18 protein-coding genes and 1 tRNA gene are annotated in these 18,153 nt (G+C 64.3%); 13 read left to right on the top strand and 6 right to left on the bottom strand.

Annotation, left to right across the window (positions count from 1 at the left end; genetic code table 11):
• Positions 1-8 precede the first annotated feature (8 nt).
• Positions 9-581, top strand: coding sequence for a Slp family lipoprotein (locus KEC45_RS15285; protein ID WP_252171134.1), 573 nt, complete (start codon positions 9-11; stop codon positions 579-581).
• Between the two features lie 172 nt (positions 582-753).
• Here KEC45_RS15285 and KEC45_RS15280 read toward each other — a convergent pair whose 3' ends face one another.
• From KEC45_RS15280 to KEC45_RS15270, 3 genes are all read right to left on the bottom strand, one after another.
• Entirely contained in the window at positions 754-1,173 is a 420-nt protein-coding gene (locus tag KEC45_RS15280; RefSeq protein WP_062177039.1) for a hypothetical protein, read from the bottom strand.
• A 222-nt stretch (positions 1,174-1,395) separates the two neighbouring features.
• Entirely contained in the window at positions 1,396-1,878 is a 483-nt protein-coding gene (bfr, locus tag KEC45_RS15275) for a bacterioferritin (protein WP_062177042.1), read from the bottom strand.
• 101 nt (positions 1,879-1,979) lie between these two features.
• The gene (locus tag KEC45_RS15270) at positions 1,980-2,153 is read right to left on the bottom strand and encodes a bacterioferritin-associated ferredoxin (protein ID WP_037513974.1); all 174 of its coding nucleotides are present in this window, start codon (positions 2,151-2,153) and stop codon (positions 1,980-1,982) included.
• Positions 2,154-2,346: 193 nt separating this feature from the next.
• Here KEC45_RS15270 and purS point away from each other — a divergent pair, with 193 nt between their 5' ends.
• Positions 2,347-2,577, top strand: coding sequence for a phosphoribosylformylglycinamidine synthase subunit PurS (purS, locus tag KEC45_RS15265; protein ID WP_037513977.1), 231 nt, complete (start codon positions 2,347-2,349; stop codon positions 2,575-2,577).
• Positions 2,578-2,591: 14 nt separating this feature from the next.
• Positions 2,592-3,257, top strand: a complete 666-nt coding sequence (gene purQ / locus KEC45_RS15260) for a phosphoribosylformylglycinamidine synthase subunit PurQ (protein ID WP_252171133.1) — start codon at positions 2,592-2,594, stop codon at positions 3,255-3,257.
• Here purQ and KEC45_RS15255 read toward each other — a convergent pair.
• Positions 3,219-3,614, bottom strand: coding sequence for a hypothetical protein (locus KEC45_RS15255; RefSeq protein WP_252171132.1), 396 nt, complete (start codon positions 3,612-3,614; stop codon positions 3,219-3,221). The genes purQ and KEC45_RS15255 overlap by 39 nt on opposite strands.
• Positions 3,615-3,618: 4 nt before the next feature.
• Entirely contained in the window at positions 3,619-4,368 is a 750-nt protein-coding gene (locus tag KEC45_RS15250; RefSeq protein WP_062177050.1) for a queuosine precursor transporter, read from the bottom strand.
• Positions 4,369-4,439: 71 nt separating this feature from the next.
• On the opposite strand from KEC45_RS15250, the gene KEC45_RS15245 reads away from it, so the two are divergent.
• The 10 genes from KEC45_RS15245 to KEC45_RS15200 all read left to right on the top strand — a co-directional run bounded on the left by KEC45_RS15245 (position 4,440) and on the right by KEC45_RS15200 (position 16,552).
• Positions 4,440-4,516, top strand: a tRNA-Arg gene (locus KEC45_RS15245).
• A 162-nt stretch (positions 4,517-4,678) separates the two neighbouring features.
• On the top strand, positions 4,679-6,775 hold the full coding sequence (locus KEC45_RS15240) for a protein-disulfide reductase DsbD (protein WP_062177133.1): 2,097 nt from the start codon (positions 4,679-4,681) through the stop codon (positions 6,773-6,775).
• Positions 6,776-6,804: 29 nt separating this feature from the next.
• Positions 6,805-7,482, top strand: coding sequence for a thioredoxin family protein (locus KEC45_RS15235; RefSeq protein ID WP_202966774.1), 678 nt, complete (start codon positions 6,805-6,807; stop codon positions 7,480-7,482).
• A gap of 174 nt (positions 7,483-7,656) precedes the next feature.
• Complete coding sequence (locus KEC45_RS15230) at positions 7,657-9,141, top strand: carboxylesterase/lipase family protein (protein WP_062177136.1); 1,485 nt, start codon at positions 7,657-7,659, stop codon at positions 9,139-9,141.
• A 5-nt stretch (positions 9,142-9,146) separates the two neighbouring features.
• A complete protein-coding gene (locus KEC45_RS15225) occupies positions 9,147-9,920 on the top strand; it encodes an SDR family NAD(P)-dependent oxidoreductase (protein ID WP_062177139.1) in 774 nt (257 codons plus the stop codon).
• A 233-nt stretch (positions 9,921-10,153) separates the two neighbouring features.
• Positions 10,154-12,331 (top strand): TonB-dependent receptor, encoded by a 2,178-nt coding sequence (locus KEC45_RS15220; RefSeq protein WP_252171131.1) that lies wholly within the window; start codon positions 10,154-10,156, stop codon positions 12,329-12,331.
• A complete protein-coding gene (locus tag KEC45_RS15215) occupies positions 12,328-13,737 on the top strand; it encodes an FAD-binding oxidoreductase (RefSeq protein ID WP_252172042.1) in 1,410 nt (469 codons plus the stop codon). The genes KEC45_RS15220 and KEC45_RS15215 overlap by 4 nt, the downstream gene beginning before the upstream one ends.
• Positions 13,737-15,044 (top strand): MFS transporter, encoded by a 1,308-nt coding sequence (locus tag KEC45_RS15210; protein ID WP_252171130.1) that lies wholly within the window; start codon positions 13,737-13,739, stop codon positions 15,042-15,044. The genes KEC45_RS15215 and KEC45_RS15210 overlap by 1 nt, the downstream gene beginning before the upstream one ends.
• A 54-nt stretch (positions 15,045-15,098) precedes the next feature.
• Complete coding sequence (locus KEC45_RS15205; protein ID WP_062177150.1) at positions 15,099-15,848, top strand: AraC family transcriptional regulator; 750 nt, start codon at positions 15,099-15,101, stop codon at positions 15,846-15,848.
• Complete coding sequence (locus KEC45_RS15200) at positions 15,845-16,552, top strand: FadR/GntR family transcriptional regulator (protein WP_062177153.1); 708 nt, start codon at positions 15,845-15,847, stop codon at positions 16,550-16,552. Before KEC45_RS15205 ends, KEC45_RS15200 begins: the two co-directional genes overlap by 4 nt.
• 21 nt (positions 16,553-16,573) lie before the next feature.
• Here KEC45_RS15200 and KEC45_RS15195 read toward each other — a convergent pair whose 3' ends face one another.
• Complete coding sequence (locus tag KEC45_RS15195; protein ID WP_062183410.1) at positions 16,574-18,085, bottom strand: MFS transporter; 1,512 nt, start codon at positions 18,083-18,085, stop codon at positions 16,574-16,576.
• Between the last annotated feature and the right edge of the window lie 68 nt (positions 18,086-18,153).

The raw sequence follows: 18,153 nt of genomic DNA, 5'->3' as shown, positions 1-18,153 counted from the left end.
TGCGAGCCGTGTTGTGGTCGAAGAGAAATCCTGTCGGTTCCCGCGCCATCGGGGCGGCTGCGCTTTTCGCGTTGCTTGCGCTGGGCGCCACCGCCGCCTGGACCCGGCCGTCCGAACCCAAGGAAGTGGATGGACAAGCCGAACTCCTGCGGCAGATCGAAGCCTTGCGGACGGCCGAGGTTGCCCCGCTGACGCCCGACGACGCGCTGGGCGAACAGCATATCGGCAAGCGCGTGCGCTGGGCGGGCGGCGTCTATGCCATCGACGGACCTTGCCTGACGATCCTCTTCGCGCGGAGCGGCGATTATGGTGAGCCGCGCTGGACACCCGAACCGACCTACCAGACCTTCGTCGCCTGTGGACCGGGCGTCTATGATGCCGACCTGATAAATGCGCACAGCAATGTCACGATCATCGGGGAGGTCATAGGCAAGCAATTTATCGGCATGGGCGGCGGCGGGTCCGACGGTCCAACCATTCGCATCGAGAAATTATATCGCTGGTCGGACTGCCTCGCCGGAGATGACAGCCCGGTGTGCGAGCAGGGTTTCCTGGACGTAGAGCCGGTCGCGAGCGATTAGGCAGCGAAGGGGCAGTTTTCGGCCGATTGCGGCCCTCTCCCTATCGTCATCCCGGGCTTGACCCGGGATCCCGCTTTTCTTGCGCATCGACCGGCTTGGACCTCAAGCGGGACCCCGGATCAAGTCCGGGGTGACGAAAATGGGATGTCAGCTCACCACCCCACAACGGACGCTACACTCGCCCCGGGGCGCGGGCGCGGATGAAATTCTCGAGTGCGACGAACAGCATCTCCCGCGCGTCGCTGCCGAGCATCTCGGCGGTCAGCCAGTCGAATTGAACGCGGTCGCTGCGCGAGGCAGCGCCGACGATTGCGGCGAGCAGCGCTTCGTCGAAACTGACGCGCGGGCAGCAGGGCGGGGCGACCGCAAAGGGTTCGGGCCAGACATGGCCGATCGCTTCGACCACAAGGCGATAGCGGCGCGCGGCGAGGATATTGCCCCATCGCCGTTCGAGTTCGGGCATCGGGTCGCGTTCGCTGCGGCGGCATAGAATGCAGTATCTGAGGGCGAGCACAGCCTGCGCTGCTTCGACGGTCAAATCGCGCACCAGCGGCTGTTCGGACAATTGGCGGATCAGCTCGCTGCTTTGCATGAGGTTCGTTTCTCCCGGCCCATGCAGTCCGTCCGTCCCGTTTTTAAAAAGATGCCGGCCGCTTTAAAGCGCAGCTTTAAGTTGCAGCGGCCGGCAGGAGGGGACTGCCGCACCTTGCTATTGAGAATTATTCGCAAATACAAGCGAAAAAAGAGGCGCCCGAAAGCGCCTCTTTTCTCAACGACTTAGGGTGTGGACATGCCCTTTCCGTCGCCGAATCACTCAGTCGTCGCTCACCGGCTTCGACTGGAGCTGGATATAATTTGCGATACCCATGCGTTCGATCATCTCGAACTGCTTTTCCAGTTCGTCGACATGATGCTCTTCGCTTTCGAGAATGTCGGCGAACAGGTCGCGGCTGACATAGTCGCGTACGCTTTCCGAATGCGCGATTGCATCCTTAAGCAGCGGGAGCGCTTCTTCTTCGAGCGCGAGGTCGGCCTTCAAAATCTCTTCGACCGTCTCGCCGACGCGGAGGCGCCCGAGCATCTGGAAATTGGGAAGGCCGCCGAGGAAGAGGATGCGGTCGGCCAGCTTGTCGGCGTGCTTCATCTCGTCGATCGATTCTTCGCGTTCGAACGCTGCGAGCTTCGCCACGCCCCAATTGTCGAGCATTCGATAATGCAGCCAATATTGGTTGATCGCGGTCAGCTCGTTCTTGAGCGCCTCGTTCAGAAAATCGATGACCTTTTCGTCGCCCTTCATGGTGTCTGTCCTGTCATTTTTGTCTTGGAATGGAGTGGGCGCATTATACGCGCCCCAGCCCCTTCAGGCCAAGGTCAAAAATGGCGGAAAACCAAGAAAAATCAGGCGGTCGCGGCGACGTCGCTGATGATATTGCGAGCGAAAGGCAGGCACTGGCCGCACTTGGGTTTGCGACCCAATTGCGCATAGGCGGCCTTGGCGCACCGCAATTGGCCATCGCGCGCGACATCACGCAGCTGGCTTTCCCTTATTGCGTTGCAGACACAGACGACCATGTGCGAATCCTTCTCAACAATGCTGATTTAGGGATAGTGCGAGGGATTCGCAACAGGAAAGATGCGACTGGTTCGCAATCCGAACAACGGCATTTTTCAGCGATCGGCCGGTCCTCCGGCCCTTGCCCCCGAAGTGATTCGCGGGCATAGGCGCGCGCATATTCTCCGCCCGTCAAAGCAAAGGTCCGCCCCCATGAAAGTGAATGTCTATGTGACGCTCAAGCCAGGGGTGCTCGACCCGCAGGGCAAGGCGATCCATCATGCGCTTGAGGGGCTTGGTTTCGGCGGCGTTGCCGATGTCCGTGCGGGCCGCTTCATCGAACTCGACGTCGCCGACGGCACGAGCGATGCCGACCTTGACGCGATGTGCGCCAAGCTGCTCGCCAACACGGTGATCGAAAACTACCGTATCGAACGCCCGTAACAGGAGCCCAAGCCATGAAGACCGCCGTTATTGTCTTTCCGGGTTCCAACTGCGATCGCGACATGGCCGTTGCGCTGGAGCAGGTGACCGGCCGCGCCCCCGCGATGGTGTGGCATCGCGAGACCGAACTGCCGGATGGCATCGACTTCATCGCGCTGCCGGGCGGCTTTTCCTATGGCGATTATCTCCGTTCGGGCGCGATGGCCGCGCGGTCGCCGATCCTGCGCGCGGTCTCGGACACCGCGGGCCGCGGCGTTCCCGTGCTCGGCGTGTGCAACGGCTTTCAGGTGTTGACCGAAGCGCAGTTGCTGCCCGGCGCATTGATGCGCAATGCCGGCCTCAACTTCGTGTGCCGTACCGTACCGTTGAAGGTCGAGAACAGCCAGTCGCTGTTCACCGCGAGCTATAACGCGGGCGAAGAAATCAACATTCCCGTCGCACATCATGACGGCAATTATTTCGCGGACGCAGGCACGCTCGACCGGATCGAGGGTGAGGGGCGCGTCGCCTTCCGCTACGCCGACAGTGTCAATGGATCGGCGCGCGATATCGCGGGCGTGCTCAATGACGCCGGCAATGTGCTCGGTATGATGCCGCACCCCGAGCGCGCGATCGATCGCGCGCATGGCGGCACCGACGGACTACGCCTGTTCGAAGCGGCGCTCGGCGTCCTCGCCTGAGGTGGGTTCCGGCGCGGCGGCCGGGACTTTTGCTTTAGGTTGAAGCCAGCGACCGACGATTAGCAGGACAGTAGGCCAGAAGGCCGTGTTCCAGATGTCGTGCCAATGCGCGGGGTCGGGCTGGATTGCCGATCGTCCGACTTCGGCCGTCATGTCCAGCCATTCGCCGCCGCAGGCCATCGCAATTACCGCGAGCCAGGCAACGATCCAGCCGCCACGCCAGCGCCACACGAGCCGGATGGTGAGGAACAACGCCAACCCGAAATAGATATGCAGCGCGTCCTTATCGAGCCCGGTAGCGTCGATGACCGAGCCTTTTCGCGCCTCGAACAGCGAGGCGATTTCGATGAGAGTCATGGGATCAAACCTTGGCGCCGAACGGGTTGAAATCGGTGCCTTCGTCGAACACATCGACACCTTCGCGCCGCTTCAACGCGCCCACGACCACATAGGTTGCGGGCGTCAGTGCGGCTTCCCACGCGGTCTTGATCAGCCATTGCGACAGGACGACTTCGTAAAGCTGCTCGGGCGGCCAGCCGGCCAGGCCGTAAAAGGCGAGCGGATAGAAAATCAGGCTGTCGAGACCCTGACCGACAATTGTAGACCCGATCGTCCGCGCCCATAATTGCTTGCCGCCGGTCCATAGTTTCATTCGTGCCAGCACATAGGAGTTTGCAAATTCGCCCACGCAAAAGGCCGTCATCGACGCGATGACGATGCGCCAGCTATTGCCGAAGACGAACTCGTAGCTCGCCTGTCCGGGCCAGCCGTCGGCGGGCGGCAATGCTACGACGATCCATGCCATGAACGCCATGAAGGCGAGCGCGGCGAACCCCGTCCAGATGACACGCCGGGCGCGGGCATAGCCATAGACCTCGGTCAGCACGTCGCCGATGATATAGCTGATCGGAAAGAACAGGACCCCGGCACCGAACGCCCATTGCGTGCCGTCCGGCAGCGTAACGTAGCTGGGTTTTGACGCTCCGATGATGTTCGACAACAACAGTATTGCGACGAACGCCGCCATCAAAAGGTCGTAATAGCGGAAGTGACGCACGCTGGCGGCGCTGACCGCGACCGGCTTGTTCGTCAGGGAAGGAGAGTCAGACATGCAGCCGCTGCTTAACGTGCTTTGCAGCATACGCAAACCGCGCTATTCGCGCTGCCCACAGCCTCGTGCACGCGCCCGTAGCTCAGCTGGATAGAGCACCCGCCTTCTAAGCGGGTGGTCGCAGGTTCGAATCCTGCCGGGCGCGCCATATTGCTGATCAAGCTGGTTCGGGCTGGCCTGGCGACGGCTTTGGTGGCGGCAGCGCGGATAGATTTGCCTCTGCCATAATGTTGCGACAAAATCGTGATGCTCCTTTCCCCCGCGCGGCAGACCGGCGTGTCGCGTCCGAAATTTTTCGACGGGTCTGTCCATGATCGCTTCGTTCCGCCTTATCCTGTTTGCATTGCTCATCGCGGTAACCGGCGCGGCGACAAGCTCGGCGCAGACGATGTTTTCGCCGAATGTCGAAGTCTCGCTCGCCCCGATGCACCAATGGGCGGCCCCCGGGTCGACGGCGATCGTCGCCGTCCGACAGGACATCGCGCCCGGCTGGCATACATATTGGCGCAATCCGGGGGATTCGGGCGGTGCGACCGAATTGACCTGGACGCTTCCGGCCGGCGTCTCCGCCGGGCCGATCCTGTGGCCGCTCCCCGAACGCCAGCCGGTCAAGGGGCTGATGAACTACGGCTATTCGCGGCAGGTCTATCTGCCCGTCCCGATCGAGGTACCGCGCACGGCAAAAGCCGGGTCGATCGTGCCGCTCAGCGTCAAGGTCCTATCGATGGTCTGCAGCGAGGACATGTGCGTTCCCGACGAGCGGACGGTGAGCCTCGACCTTGCGATCCGCGACGGGACGTCTCCGCTGGCCGGCGCCGATGGGGCCGCTCTCGAACGCGTCGTCAATGCTGCTCCGCGCGCCGCTGACATCGATGCGCATATTTCGCGCGATGGTGCCGATCTTGTCCTCACCTTGCGCGGTCCGACTTTGCGTGGTGCGGGCGGCGGGGATGCCTATTTCTTTCCCTTCGAGGGCGGCATCGTCGAACATCCCGCCGATCAGCGCGCCGAAGGGAAAGGCGATGACCTTATCCTCCGGATGAAGGCCGGGGGCGCCATACTCGCGAGCGGCCTTGCGAAGCCAGTGCGAGGGGTGATTGCGACATCGGGCGGAGCGTGGGAAATCGTCGCAGATGCGCGGGCGCCTCCCGCAGTAAGCACAGAAACCAGCCTCCTCTTCTTTGGCCAAGCCGCGCTGTTTGCGCTAATCGGCGGCCTCATCCTCAATCTCATGCCCTGCGTATTCCCGATCCTGGCGATGAAGGCCGCATCGCTGTCGGCCACCGCACATGCGCCGCGCGAGGCCCGGCGCGACGGTATCGCTTTCCTCCTCGGCGTGTTGACGACATTCATTCTGCTTGCCGGCGTTCTGCTCGCGCTCCGCGCGGCGGGCGAGGCAGCGGGTTGGGGCTTCCAGCTCCAGAACCCGGCGGTCACCGCGGCGCTTGCGCTGCTGATGCTGGCAGTCGGCCTCAACCTTTCGGGGGTGTTCGAGATTGCCCTTTCGGGAAGTGGAACGGGTGGTGGACTGACGCGGCTACCCGGCGGGTCCGGCGCGTTTTTCACCGGCGTTCTCGCGGTGGTCGTGGCGGCCCCCTGTACCGCGCCCTTTATGGCATTTGCGCTCGGCGCGGCGCTCGTCATGCCGGCACCGATGGCGCTGGCCGTTTTCGCGATGCTCGGGCTGGGCCTGGCGCTTCCCTATCTGATCATCAGCCTGTCGCCCGGCCTGCTCGGACGCTTTCCAAAACCCGGCCCGTGGATGGACCGCCTCAAATCGATCCTCGCCTTTCCGATGTACGGCGCCGCCCTGTGGCTGGTCTGGGTGTTCGCGCGCCAGACGAGCGGCGAAGCGCTGGCATTGATCCTTGCCGCTGGTCTCCTTTTGGCATTCGCGCTGACCCTGTGGGGTTGGCGGCAGGTCGCGCGAATGTCGGGACGACGCGCGATTGCTACGACTGCTGCGTCGACATTGGCGTTGTTGGTGGCGGCGACCCTCACGGTGTCGGCCGCGTCGCTAACGCCAGACAATGAGGCCGCGAGTTCGCAAACCGCGTCGCAGACGGCCTGGTCGCAGGACGCCGTCGCTGCCGCGCGGACGGAGGGCAAGGTCGTTTTCGTGAACTTCACCGCCGACTGGTGCGTCACCTGCAAGGTCAACGAGCGTGCCGCGCTCGCGAATGAGGGAACGCGGGCATTGTTTGCCGGCAACGAGGCGGTTTACATGGTTGCTGACTGGACGCGGCGCGACGACCTGATCGCGCGCGAACTCGAACGCTTCGGCCGTTCCGGCGTCCCGCTTTATCTCGTCTATTCGCCGGGCAAGGCGGAGCCCGAAATATTGCCGCAGCTCTTGACGCCGGGCATCGTCGCCGATGCGGTGAAGCGGGCTGGGGCGAAAGGTTGAACTTGATGATGACCGAGAGGAGAATAGCCGTGAAACATGCATTGCTTTCGATCGCCGCTGCGTCGGCGCTGATGCTCGCCGGTTGCGGACAGCCCGCGGAAAAAACAGCCGAAGCGCCCGCAGGGAAGGAAAAGGTGGAGGCCGCCGGCGGTCAGATCGCGCCCGCCTTTCAACTCGCCGACGCCAATGGCAAGCAAGTCTCGCTGGCCGACTTTCGCGGCAAGACCGTGGTACTCGAATGGACGAACGAGGACTGCCCCTATGTGAAGAAACATTATAGCGGCGCGATGCAGGCGTTGCAGAAGCAAGCGGTTGCGGACGGCGTCGTCTGGCTGACGATCATTTCGTCGGCGCCCGGCGAACAGGGCTTTGTCGAGGGCGAGCGTGCGAAGAACTGGGGGCAGCGTTTCAACGCGAGCTTCACCCATCTCCTCCTCGATCCGACCGGCGCGACGGGTAAGGCCTATGGCGCAAAGACGACGCCCGACATGCGCGTGATCGATGGCGAGGGGCGGATCATTTATGCCGGCGGCATCGATGACAAGCCGACCAACAAGGTCGAGGATCTGCAGGGTGCGAAGAATTTTGTCCGCGCGGCGCTCGACGACCACGCGGCAGGGCGGCCTGTCGCGACGGCATTTGCGCAGCCCTATGGCTGCTCGATCAAATATGCCGACGGGGCCGGGGACGCTCCCAAAAAGGGCTGATCGGATCGACTTGCCGAGGCGGTGATCGCGACGCGGGGCGTCCGCTGTCGCGATCATTCGGGCACGAGCGCCGGTCCGCGCGCGACCCCTTCAGGGCGCCGGGCATATTTCCTATTTCGCCGGGCACATCCGCCGGTCTAGGTGCGATGGCGCGCGAGATGATATCCCCCCGCCATGACCGACGAACGAAATAGCGCTTCAATCCAGGTCGATGGCGGCTCGATCCGCGGTCGAATTCGCGGCTCGATAGCAATTTTTCTTGGCGTTCCCTATGCGGCACCGCCGAAACGTTTCGAGCTGCCGCAACCGCCGCAGGCGTGGGACGGCGTGCGCGACATGAACGATCCGGGTCCCGCAGCGCCGCACCGGATCAGGCCTTTTCCCATGGTCGACCCGACGCCGCTCGTCGGTCATGGCAGCGACGGCAGCGACGGCGATTATCTTCGCCTCAACGTCTGGGCGCCGACCGATGCCAAAACCGCGCCGGTCATGGTCTTCATCCATGGTGGCGGCTTCGTCGGGGGCTGCAAGGATGCCCCTGTGCATGACGGCACCGCGTTTGCGGAATCGGGCGCCGTATGTGTCGCGATCAATTATCGCATGGGGATCGACGGCTTCCTGCCCGTACCCGGCGTCCCAACGAACCTTGGCCTGCGTGACATGCTGTTCGCGCTTGCATGGGTTCAGCGCAATATCGCGGCTTTCGGCGGCGATCCCGCCAAGGTCACCGTGTTCGGCGAGAGTGCGGGGGCGATGGCGATTGCCGATCTTGTGACTTCGCCGCTCGCGAAGGGGCTGTTCCAGCGCGCGATCATTCAGAGCGGGCATGGGGCGATGGTGCGCGAGATCGGGGTGGCGCAGCGGTTGGTGCGGAAGTTGGCGAAAGTGCTGCGTATCGTGCCCGACGCGAGCGGATTTCTACCGGTGTCCGACAAGGACGCGATGGACGCGATCGACAAGGTTGCCAAGCCGTGGGCGGTCGACCTCCGCGACGGAGACGGGCGCGAGCCGGTCTATGGGATCAGCCGCTTCATCCCGGTCTATGGCGACGATGTGCTTCCCGAAAAGCCGATCGACGCGCTGCGCAAAGGTGCCGGTAGCGATGTGGAAATTGTCATCGGCTCCAATGCCGATGAGATGAACCTCTATTTCGTGCCCACGGGAGTCCGGAAAAAGATCGGCGGGCTGTTCGCACGCTGGCTGCTCGGGCGGTCGCATCCGGAGGCGAAAGCGGTGCTGAAGGCCTATGGCTACAAGCAACCGGGCGTGCGGCCGGGCGAGGCGCTGACCGACGCGATGAACGACCTCGTCTTCCGCTGGCCGGCACGACAATATGCCGCGGCGCATCAGGGCCAGACGTGGATGTACGAGTTCGACTGGCGCTCGCCCGCGTGCGACGGCGAACTCGGCGCATGCCATGGGATCGAGATGCCGTTCGTGTTCAAGACGCTGCCGAGCGTCACGGGCCCGCAAGGCCTGGCGGGAATGGACCCGCCACAGGCGCTCGCCGACCGGGTGCATGACTTATGGGCCGGTTTCGCCCGAACGGGCGCGATGCCGTGGCCCGAGTTCGGCGGGTACCGCATGGTGTATCAGGTGACGCGCGGCGAGGCGCTGCACGAACCCGTGATGCCCGCCGCCGCCTTCGTTCCGGAGTAGACTCTATGTATCTCGACAAGCTGCGCCTCGATGGGCGCACCGCCTTCGTTACGGGCGGTGCGCAGGGCATCGGCCTCGCGACCGCCGAGGCGCTGGCCGAAGCGGGGGCGAAGGTGACGATCGCCGACAGGGACACCGCCGCGCTCGATCGCGCCGTCGCCGATCTTGCTGCCAAGGGCTATGCCGTCTTCGCAGAGGCGCTCGACGTCACCGACAGCACGGCCGTCGATGCCGCCGCCGCCGCGATGCTGGCGCGCGACGGCCGGGTCGACATCCTCGTCAACAATGCCGGGATCGCGCGCAGCGAGACGGCGGCCGAGGAGGTTGCCGACGAGCATTGGCTGAATGTGCTCGACGTCAATCTCAACGGCAGCTTCTGGTGCGCGCGCGCCTTTGGTCGCCACATGCTCGCGGCGGGGCAGGGGAGCATCGTCAATGTGGGGTCGATGTCGGGCTTCATCGTCAATCGGCCGCAGCCGCAAAGCTATTACAACGCGTCCAAGGCCGCGGTACATCAGCTTACCAAGAGCCTTGCCGCCGAATGGGCAGGCCGCGGCGTGCGGGTGAATGCGGTTGCGCCGACCTATATCGCTACGCCGCTCAACGCTTTTGCCGACAAGACGAGCGAGATGTATCGCCGCTGGATCGATGGCACCCCGCAAAGTCGCCTCGGCGAGCCGGAGGAGGTGGCGTCGGTGATCCTCTTCCTCGCCTCCGACATGGCGAGTTTGATGACGGGCAGCATCGTGCTGGCCGACGGCGGATATAGTTGCTGGTAACGGCCGGCTTTCAGCTTAGCCCATTCTCGTCACCCCGGGCTTGACCCGCGGTCCCGCTTGGCGACGACGAACAGCGGGACCCCGGGTCAAGCCCGGGGTGACGATGAGCGCGCGCAGCGCTCCTGCAAACCCAGTCTGCGGATCAGCACAATGAGCAGACCTTTCATATAGGTCTAAAAGCTGTCATATAGGTTTACACGGGCGGCCAAGACCGCCGTTTTTGGGGATGCCTGATGACCAAGTTCCGATTTGCCGCTGTTTCGACGCTTGTTTTGGCCGCTACCTTAGGCGCCGCGCCCGCTTTTGCGCAGGATAGCGCTGCCACGCCCGCTGCCGCCGAAACCGAAGATGACGGCATCATCGTCGTCACCGCACGCAAGCGCGACGAAACGCTGGCCGACGTGCCGATCGCCGTCACCGCGATCACCGGCGACACGCTGACCGCGCGCGGGTTCAACTCGGTACGCGAAGCTGCGGTTCTCTCGCCGGGTCTCAATATCAACAGCGACGGCACCGGCCGCGCCTTCGTGTCGATCCGCGGCGTCGGGGTGACGCTCGTCCAGTCGGTGCAGCCGGGCGTCGGCCTGTTCATCGACGGCATCTATCAGCCGAACACCGCTTATTTGAACAACCCGCTGCTCGACGTCGACCGCATCGAAGTGCTGCGCGGGCCGCAGGGCACATTGTACGGCAAGAATACGATGGGGGGCGCGATCAATGTGATCACGCGCCAGCCGGGCAATGATTTCGAGGTCCGGGCGAACGGCAGCTATGCCGGTCCCGACGATAGCTGGATGGTGTCGGGATCGGTCTCTGGCCCCATCGTTACCGACAAGGTCGCGCTGCGCGTCGCCGCCGCGCACCGCCAGCAGGACGGCTTCCTTCGGAATAGCGTGATCGGCGGCAACGCCAACCCGTTCAACACCGACTCGGTCAACGCGACGCTGCGGATTACCCCGTCGGACGGCTTCGCGCTGACCGTCAAAGGCTATTATGATTGGGTCGACGGGGTGAACACGCCCTATTCGCGCGTCAGCGGGCCGACCGACTATCGCCGCGACGTCCAGTTCAACACGATCAACCGCGTTTCGTACAAATATCGCGGCATCAACGCGCGCGCCGAGGCCGATCTTGGCGGCGGTTCGAAACTCAGCGTCATCGGCGCATATGATATGCGCAACGGCTTTACCCCCGATGGAGAGGGGGATTTCGGGCCGACCGACACGGTGCGGACGATCGCGCGCGACAGCCTGCGCACGATGACGCTCGAATCGCGGCTCGACAGCGAATGGTCGGACCAATTCTCGACTTTGTTCGGCGTCTTTTATTCGAACGAGATGGTGCGCGCGCGCGGGCAGGACACGATCCGCCTGACGCATCCTGTGCTGGGGCCGGTTTCGATCCTGCGCACCACGGCCGTGAAGAATGTCGGCGATACTTATGCAGCCTTTGGCACGCTTTTCTTTAAGCCGAACATCGACTGGGAAATTGCGGCGGGCCTGCGCTTCGACCACGAAGATCGGACCGCGAACGGCTCGGTCGTCTCCGCCACGACGACCATACTCGGCACCGCGACGGCGGGCGGCATCGTCCCAACCGCCAAGATCAAGTCGGACGAATGGCAGCCGAAGCTGTCGATCACCCGCAAATGGACCCCCGACCTGATGACCTATGTCTCGGTCGCGCGCGGCTATCGCGGCGGCGGCTTCAACGCCCCGACCGCGCCGACGCGAACGTATAAGGGCGACTCGGCATGGACTTATGAAGCCGGCGCCAAATATGCTGCGCCGGGAATGAGCCTGTCGGGCACCGTCTTTTATAGCGATTATAAGGATTATATCGGCCTCAACTCGATCGCCCCGGCGATCGGCGGCGGGCTTGTCACCGTCGATCTCAACACCGGGGATGTCGAAAGCTATGGTGTCGAACTCGAAGCGATGGTCCGCCCGGTAAAGGCGTGGACGCTGCACGGCGCCTTCACCTGGATGCATGCGCGCATCACCGACGCATCGGCCTATACTGCGACCACGGGCCGCGTGCTGTCGTCCGACCGGCTGACCTTCCAGCCCGACTGGACCGCCAGCTTTTCGAGCGACTATCGGATCGAGACCGGGGGTGACAGCGACCTGACGCTGAGCGCGGGACTGGTCGGCAAGGGCAAGCGCCTTGCCGCGACGCTCAACCAGACGACACCGACCTTCCTGGACAGCTATTGGCTGACCAACGCGTCGATCGCGTATCGCACCGGCCCGGTCGAGGTGGCGTTGTTCGCGAACAACATCTTCAACACCAAATATTTCGAATCCTATATCGAACAGACGACGCTGGCGCTCGCGGGCCTGCCGGCCTCGGACCTTGGCATCACGGGCGACCGCCGCCGTTATGGCGTGCGCGCGAGCCTGAAGTTCTGACCGTGGCGGGGACGGCGCATTCGGGGGAACGCAAGCCGCTCCCCGCCGGTCTGGTGGCGGCGTTGGAGCAACGGTTTGGGGACCGTTTCCAGCGCGGCCAGGCGGTGCTCGGGCAGCATGGATCGAGCGAGTCTCATTTCGCTCCCGTGCTGCCCGACGCCGTCGTCTTTGCGCATTCGACCGAAGATGTCGTCGCGCTGGTGAATCTCTGCTCGGCCGCCGACATTCCGATCGTGCCTTTCGGTGCGGGGACGTCGATCGAGGGCAATGCGCTGACGGTCAACGGCGGCATCTCGCTCGACATGAGTCAGATGGACAGAGTGATCGCGGTGAACGCCGAGGATTTCGACTGTGTGGTCCAGCCGGGGGTGCGGCGCGAGGAACTGAACGTCCACCTGCGTGATCAGGGGCTGTTCTTTCCGATCGACCCCGGCGCCAATGCGACGATCGGCGGCATGGCGTCGACCCGCGCGTCGGGCACCAATGCGGTGCGCTATGGCACGATGAAGGATGCGGTGCTCAGCCTCGAAATCGTGACGCCGCAGGGCAAGGTGATCCGCACCGCGCGCCGCGCGCGCAAGTCGGCGGCGGGATATGATCTGACGCGGCTTTATGTCGGTTCGGAAGGCACGCTTGGGATCATCACCGAAGTGACGCTGCGGCTGCATCCGGTTCCCGATACGATTTCGGCGGCGGTGTGCAGCTTCGATACATTGGGCGGCGCGGTCGATACCGTCGTCCAGTCGATCCAGTGCGCGGTTCCTCTCGCGCGCGTCGAGATCCTCGACAAAAAGCAGATGGTCGCGGTCAACCGCTGGTCGAAACTCGACTATCCTGAAGCCCCGACGCTCTTTTTCGAGTTTCACGGCAGCGCCGCGAACGTCGCCGAACAGGTCGAAACGGTGAAGGCGCTCGCCGAAGCCAATGGCGGCAGCGCGTTCAGCTGGTCGAACCTGCCCGAAGAACGCACCAAGCTGTGGCGCGCGCGGCACGAGGCCTATTATGCCGCGGTCAACATGCGCGCGGGCGCGATCGGATGGGCGACCGACGTGTGCGTGCCGATCAGCCGCCTTGCCGAATGTATCGCGCAAACGCACATCGACCTCGACCAGTCGAGCGTGCCCGCGACGATCCTCGGCCATGTCGGCGACGGCAATTTTCACGTCATCTTTTCGATCGATCCCGACGCGCCCGACGAAATGGCGGAGGTCGAGGCGATCAACGCCCGCATCGTCGAACGCGCGCTCGCAATGGACGGGACGTGCACGGGCGAACATGGCATCGGGATCGGCAAGCAGGAGTGGCTCGTCGCCGAACTCGGCGATGCGGTCGAACAGATGCGGATGATCAAGCGCGCGCTCGATCCGCAGAACCTGCTCAACCCCGGCAAGATTTTTTCGCTGTGATGGCGACGCACGCTGAACCGCTCGGCGCGCCCGCCCCGCGTTTGACCGCGCCCGCGACGCTCGTCCCGCTGCTGTTGCTCGCGCTGGTAACGACGATGGGCTTCACCGCGCTCGGCAGCTTCGGGACGATCCAGGAAAGCGCCAAGGCCGAACTCGCATTGAGCGACGATGCGCTGGCGCTGATCCAGGGGCTCGGCGCTGCGGTGCCTATGGTGCTCTTCTCGATCCCGATCGGCATCCTCGTCGACCGGCGCAACCGCGTGCGGCTTACGATCGGACTCGCGCTGCTCTGGACACTGGGAACCTTGCTCACGGCCTTTGCGCCGAGCGCTGGGTTGCTCACTGCCGCGCGGATGCTCGTCGGCATCGGGTCGACCGGATCGCTGACCGCGGCACTCTCGCTCTGCGCCGATTTTTGCGCGCCAGAACAGCGCGGCCGCGCGATGTTGATCGTCAATCTGGGCAAGGCGCTGGGCGTCGCGCTCGGTTTTGCGCTCACCGGCTGGCTGTTCGGGCTACTCGCCGATTTTTCTGCGCCGGGCTGGCTTGCCGGGCTCGCGCCATGGCGCGGAGCGCATGTGCTGCTCGCTGCGATCAGCGCGCTGTGCCTGTTGCCCTTGCTGTTCCTGCGCGAACCGGCGCGGCGCGAGGTCGAGGCCAGCCCCGATGCGCCGTTCCGCGTCGTCGCCGCCGAACTTTGGGCGCGCCGCGCATTTCTCGGGCCGCTTTTTGCCGGGCAGGTCGCGGTCGTGATGGCCGATGTCGCGGCGACCGTCTGGGTCGCGCCCGTATTGTCGCGCGACTTTGGGCTGCAACCGCAGCAGTTCGCGAGCTGGGTCGGCGCGCTGATGTTCGGCACCGGCGTTGCGGGCGCGGTGCTGGGCGGGCTCTCGGCCGATATCGGACAGAGAAGCCGCCGCCGCGGCGGCATTCTTCTGGGCGCGGTCATCGCGGCGGGGATCGGTGTTCCCGCCGCGATGTTCCCGCTAATGCCAAGCGTGACGGGCCTGGCGGTCGCGCTCGGCGTGATGTCGCTGTGCGGCGCAGTGACGGGGCTCGTCGTGTCGGTGGCGCTCACCGTGCTGCTTCCCAACGAGCTTCGCGGCCTGTGCATCGGTGCCTTCATCGCGATAGCGGGGCTGATCGGCTTCGGCCTCGCGCCGTGGGTGGTGACGCGTGTCAGCGCGTTGATGGGCGGAGAGACCATGCTTGCAGAGGCGCTCGCGCTCGTCGGCGTCATCGTCAGCGCGCTGTCATTCTTCGCCTTTCTGCTTGCGATGCGCCGCGCGCCGGAACCTATCAGATAGGTATTGTCAGAGCTATAAGATAGGTCTAGAGAAGGCGTCAGGGAGAATCGTGCCATGCCGTCAAAGCATCCAGTGATCGTGTCGCCCGAAATGACGACCTATGTCGGCCGCGGTCCTTGCGACCGGCTGTTGCTGCCGCCCGATGCGCTGTTGCTCGGCTTCGGCGATATCGGCGAGCCTGTCGTCCGCACGCTGGCGTTTCGCGAACTCGAAAATGAAGAGCATCTGCTCGTCATCGCCGTCTCACGCGCGGCATGCCGCCGCCTGTTCGGCGAGATGCCCGATCCCGACGCGCGTTGGTATCTGCCGTCGGACCTGCGCGCGCTCGGCCAGTCGATCGTTGCGCCCGAAAGCGACGAGGCGGCGGCCGACACGCTCCGCCTCGCGCGCAGTATCGAACTTCTCTGCCAATTCTTCGCCGCGCTGCGTGCCGGCAATCTTGTCGCTGTCGAAGGGCAGCCGAGCCTGACCGAAAGCGATATCGCCCGCATCGCCGCCGCGCGCCGGATCGTAGATACCCGCTGGCAGGAGAAGCTGACGATCGACGACATCGCCAAAAGCTGCGGTATCAACCGCGACAAGCTGACGCGCGGCTTTCGCGAGCTTTATCAATGCAGCATCGCCGAGGCGCTCAGCGAGCGCCGCCTGCGTCAGGCGCGGCAGATGCTCGCGGCGAGCGATCTGCCGGTGGCCAGCATCGGCTATCGCTGCGGCTATCTCAACAACGCCAGCTTTACGCGGGCCTTCTCGCGTCGCTTTGGCATGGCGCCCACCGCGATGCGCCGCGTCGGAGTTGCAGCATGAGCGGGATGGTCGACCCCGGCGCGCGCGGCTCGCTCGTCGAGCGTGCGGTCGAATCGGTGCGCGACTTCATCCGCACCAACGACCTGAAGGTCGGCGACACGTTGCCGGGCGAGGGGAGCTTTGCGCAACAGCTCGGGGTGAGCCGCCCCGTCATGCGCGAGGCGTTCGGGGCGCTCGCTGCCCTCCGCCTCGTCGACGTCGGTAATGGCCGCAAACCGCGCGTCGGTGCGATTGACGGGTCGGTCATGGCCGCTTCGATGGGGCATGCGGTGAACACTTCGCAAGTCTCGCTCGCCGATGTCTGGGAGGTGCGACGCACGCTCGAACTGCGCACCGCCGAACTCGCCGCGATCAACCGCAGCGACGAACAGGCGCGTGCGATCCTGACCGCGGCGCACGGCCTGTCGGTCGAACATGACGAGGCCGCGCGTACTGCCGCCGATACCGTCTTTCACCAGACGATCGCGGAGGCGAGCGGCAATCAGCTTTTCCACCAGATCGTCCGCTCGTTCGAGCAATTGATGGCGCTTGCAATCCCGCGCGCCTGGGCGGGGCGGACGACACGCGAGGAACGCGACGAAACGCTCGCGTTGCACCGCGAAGTCGCCGAAGCGATTTCGGATCGCGACCCGGCGCGCGCCCGCGCCGCGATGGAAAGCCATTTCAACAATTCGATCGGCGAGATGCTGAGGGACCAGTTCTGATTTCCGGATCGAGCCGAGCGGTCAGCTTCGTCCCTCCGTTGCGGATGCGGGAACGATCCGGCCGACACGCGCCATCGCAATCAGCGCCAGCAACAGGGTAAAGGCGGCGAACGCCATCGTATAGATGGGCTCGCCCGGGAACAGCGATTTCATGATCGAGCCCATCACGGTTGCGACGAGCAATTGCGGGACGACAACGAAGACGTTGAACAACCCCATATAGATGCCAAGCTTTGCCTGGGGCAGGCTGGAGGCGAGGATCGCGTAAGGCATCGCGAGGACCGATGCCCAGAAAATGCCGATGAAAATCTCGCTCACGATCAGTTGCGACGGATCGCGCAGCACAAAGAAGCTGGCGTAGCCGACGGCGCCGCAGGCGAGGCCGATCATGTGGGTCCGTGCTTGTCCCAGGCGGCGAGCGAGCCACGGGAGCAAGGTCAGCGCCGCGACCGCCGCGACGCCGTTATAGATTGCGAACAATTCGCCGACCCAGTTGCCTGCGTCCTGATAGGCCGCGCTGGCGGCATCGGTGGTCCCGAAATGATATTGGGCGACGATCGGCGTGGTGTTGATCCACATGATGAACAGCGCCGACCAGCTGAAGAATTGTACGAGTGCGAGGCGCTTCATCAGCGGCGGCATGCCGGAGAAATCGCCCACGATGCTGGACAGCATATTCGTGTCATTGCCCTGCCGCGCCAGCGCGATCGCGGCGATGCTCGCGAGGCCATAGCCGACCAGCAAGGCGCCCAGCAGCAGCACCTCGCGCAAAAGCGAAAGCTCGACCTGTGCCAGAACCACAAGGATACCCGCCGCGATCCATCCGAGGCTGCTTGCATAGCTGTGCGATGCAAGCGCACGGATGGCCGGGGCGTCCTCCACGGTCGGCGGATCGAAGGCCGCCATCTGCTCCGGGCTGTACTCGTCGGTCGTGACGACGGTCCACAGAACCGCGAGGAACAGCGCTATCCCGCCGAACCAGAAGGCATAGCGGACCGTATCGGGAATCTGCCCCGGCGGCGCCACATTTGCGACGCCCATCGCCTCCATCAGCGTGGGAAACAGCGATCCGACAACGGCACCTGCACCGATAAACGCTGTCTGCACAGCATAGCCGACGCTGTGCTGATCCTTGCGCAGCATGTCGCCGACGAAGGCGCGGAAGGGCTCCATCGAAATATTGAGCGAGGCGTCGAGGATCCACAATGTCATCGCCGCGAACCAGATCGCCGGGCTTTCGGGCATCACGAACAGCGCGATCGCGGCGAGGATCGCGCCGGCAAGAAAATAGGGGCGGCGGCGGCCGAGACGGCCGAACCAGGTTCGGTCGCTCATATGGCCGATGATCGGTTGGACGAGCAGGCCGGTCAGCGGCGCCGCCACCCACAGGCCGGGGAGCTTTTCGATATCCTCGCCAAGCGATTGGAAGATGCGGCTCATATTCGCATTCTGCAGCGCGAAGCCGATCTGGATGCCGAAAAAGCCGAAACTGATATTCCAAAGGCCGGCGAAGCCCTGGCGCGGCTTTTCCATCATGCGTCTCCCCTGGGCGCCGTCGGTCGCGGCGTCCGTTGCGCCGGGGTGTTGCAGCGCGCGCGGAA

The sequence above is a fragment of the Sphingopyxis sp. USTB-05 genome (genome assembly GCF_023822045.1).
Taxonomy (GTDB): domain Bacteria; phylum Pseudomonadota; class Alphaproteobacteria; order Sphingomonadales; family Sphingomonadaceae; genus Sphingopyxis.
The sequence above is the reverse complement of the archived record's forward strand: the minus strand, read 5'-3'. Positions and strand labels throughout refer to the sequence as shown.

Excerpts from the sequence above, each read along its gene's own strand:
- KEC45_RS15280 (WP_062177039.1), bottom strand. The coding sequence starts at position 1,173 with ATGCAAAGCAGCGAGCTGATCCGCCAATTGTCCGAACAGCCGCTGGTG.
- bfr (WP_062177042.1), bottom strand. The coding sequence starts at position 1,878 with ATGAAGGGCGACGAAAAGGTCATCGATTTTCTGAACGAGGCGCTCAAG.
- KEC45_RS15270 (WP_037513974.1), bottom strand. The coding sequence starts at position 2,153 with ATGGTCGTCTGTGTCTGCAACGCAATAAGGGAAAGCCAGCTGCGTGAT.
- purS (WP_037513977.1), top strand. The coding sequence starts at position 2,347 with ATGAAAGTGAATGTCTATGTGACGCTCAAGCCAGGGGTGCTCGACCCG.
- purQ (WP_252171133.1), top strand. The coding sequence starts at position 2,592 with ATGAAGACCGCCGTTATTGTCTTTCCGGGTTCCAACTGCGATCGCGAC.
- KEC45_RS15255 (WP_252171132.1), bottom strand. The coding sequence starts at position 3,614 with ATGACTCTCATCGAAATCGCCTCGCTGTTCGAGGCGCGAAAAGGCTCG.
- KEC45_RS15250 (WP_062177050.1), bottom strand. The coding sequence starts at position 4,368 with ATGTCTGACTCTCCTTCCCTGACGAACAAGCCGGTCGCGGTCAGCGCC.
- KEC45_RS15240 (WP_062177133.1), top strand. The coding sequence starts at position 4,679 with ATGATCGCTTCGTTCCGCCTTATCCTGTTTGCATTGCTCATCGCGGTA.
- KEC45_RS15230 (WP_062177136.1), top strand. The coding sequence starts at position 7,657 with ATGACCGACGAACGAAATAGCGCTTCAATCCAGGTCGATGGCGGCTCG.
- KEC45_RS15225 (WP_062177139.1), top strand. The coding sequence starts at position 9,147 with ATGTATCTCGACAAGCTGCGCCTCGATGGGCGCACCGCCTTCGTTACG.
- KEC45_RS15220 (WP_252171131.1), top strand. The coding sequence starts at position 10,154 with ATGACCAAGTTCCGATTTGCCGCTGTTTCGACGCTTGTTTTGGCCGCT.
- KEC45_RS15210 (WP_252171130.1), top strand. The coding sequence starts at position 13,737 with ATGGCGACGCACGCTGAACCGCTCGGCGCGCCCGCCCCGCGTTTGACC.
- KEC45_RS15205 (WP_062177150.1), top strand. The coding sequence starts at position 15,099 with ATGCCGTCAAAGCATCCAGTGATCGTGTCGCCCGAAATGACGACCTAT.
- KEC45_RS15200 (WP_062177153.1), top strand. The coding sequence starts at position 15,845 with ATGAGCGGGATGGTCGACCCCGGCGCGCGCGGCTCGCTCGTCGAGCGT.
- KEC45_RS15195 (WP_062183410.1), bottom strand. The coding sequence starts at position 18,085 with ATGGAAAAGCCGCGCCAGGGCTTCGCCGGCCTTTGGAATATCAGTTTC.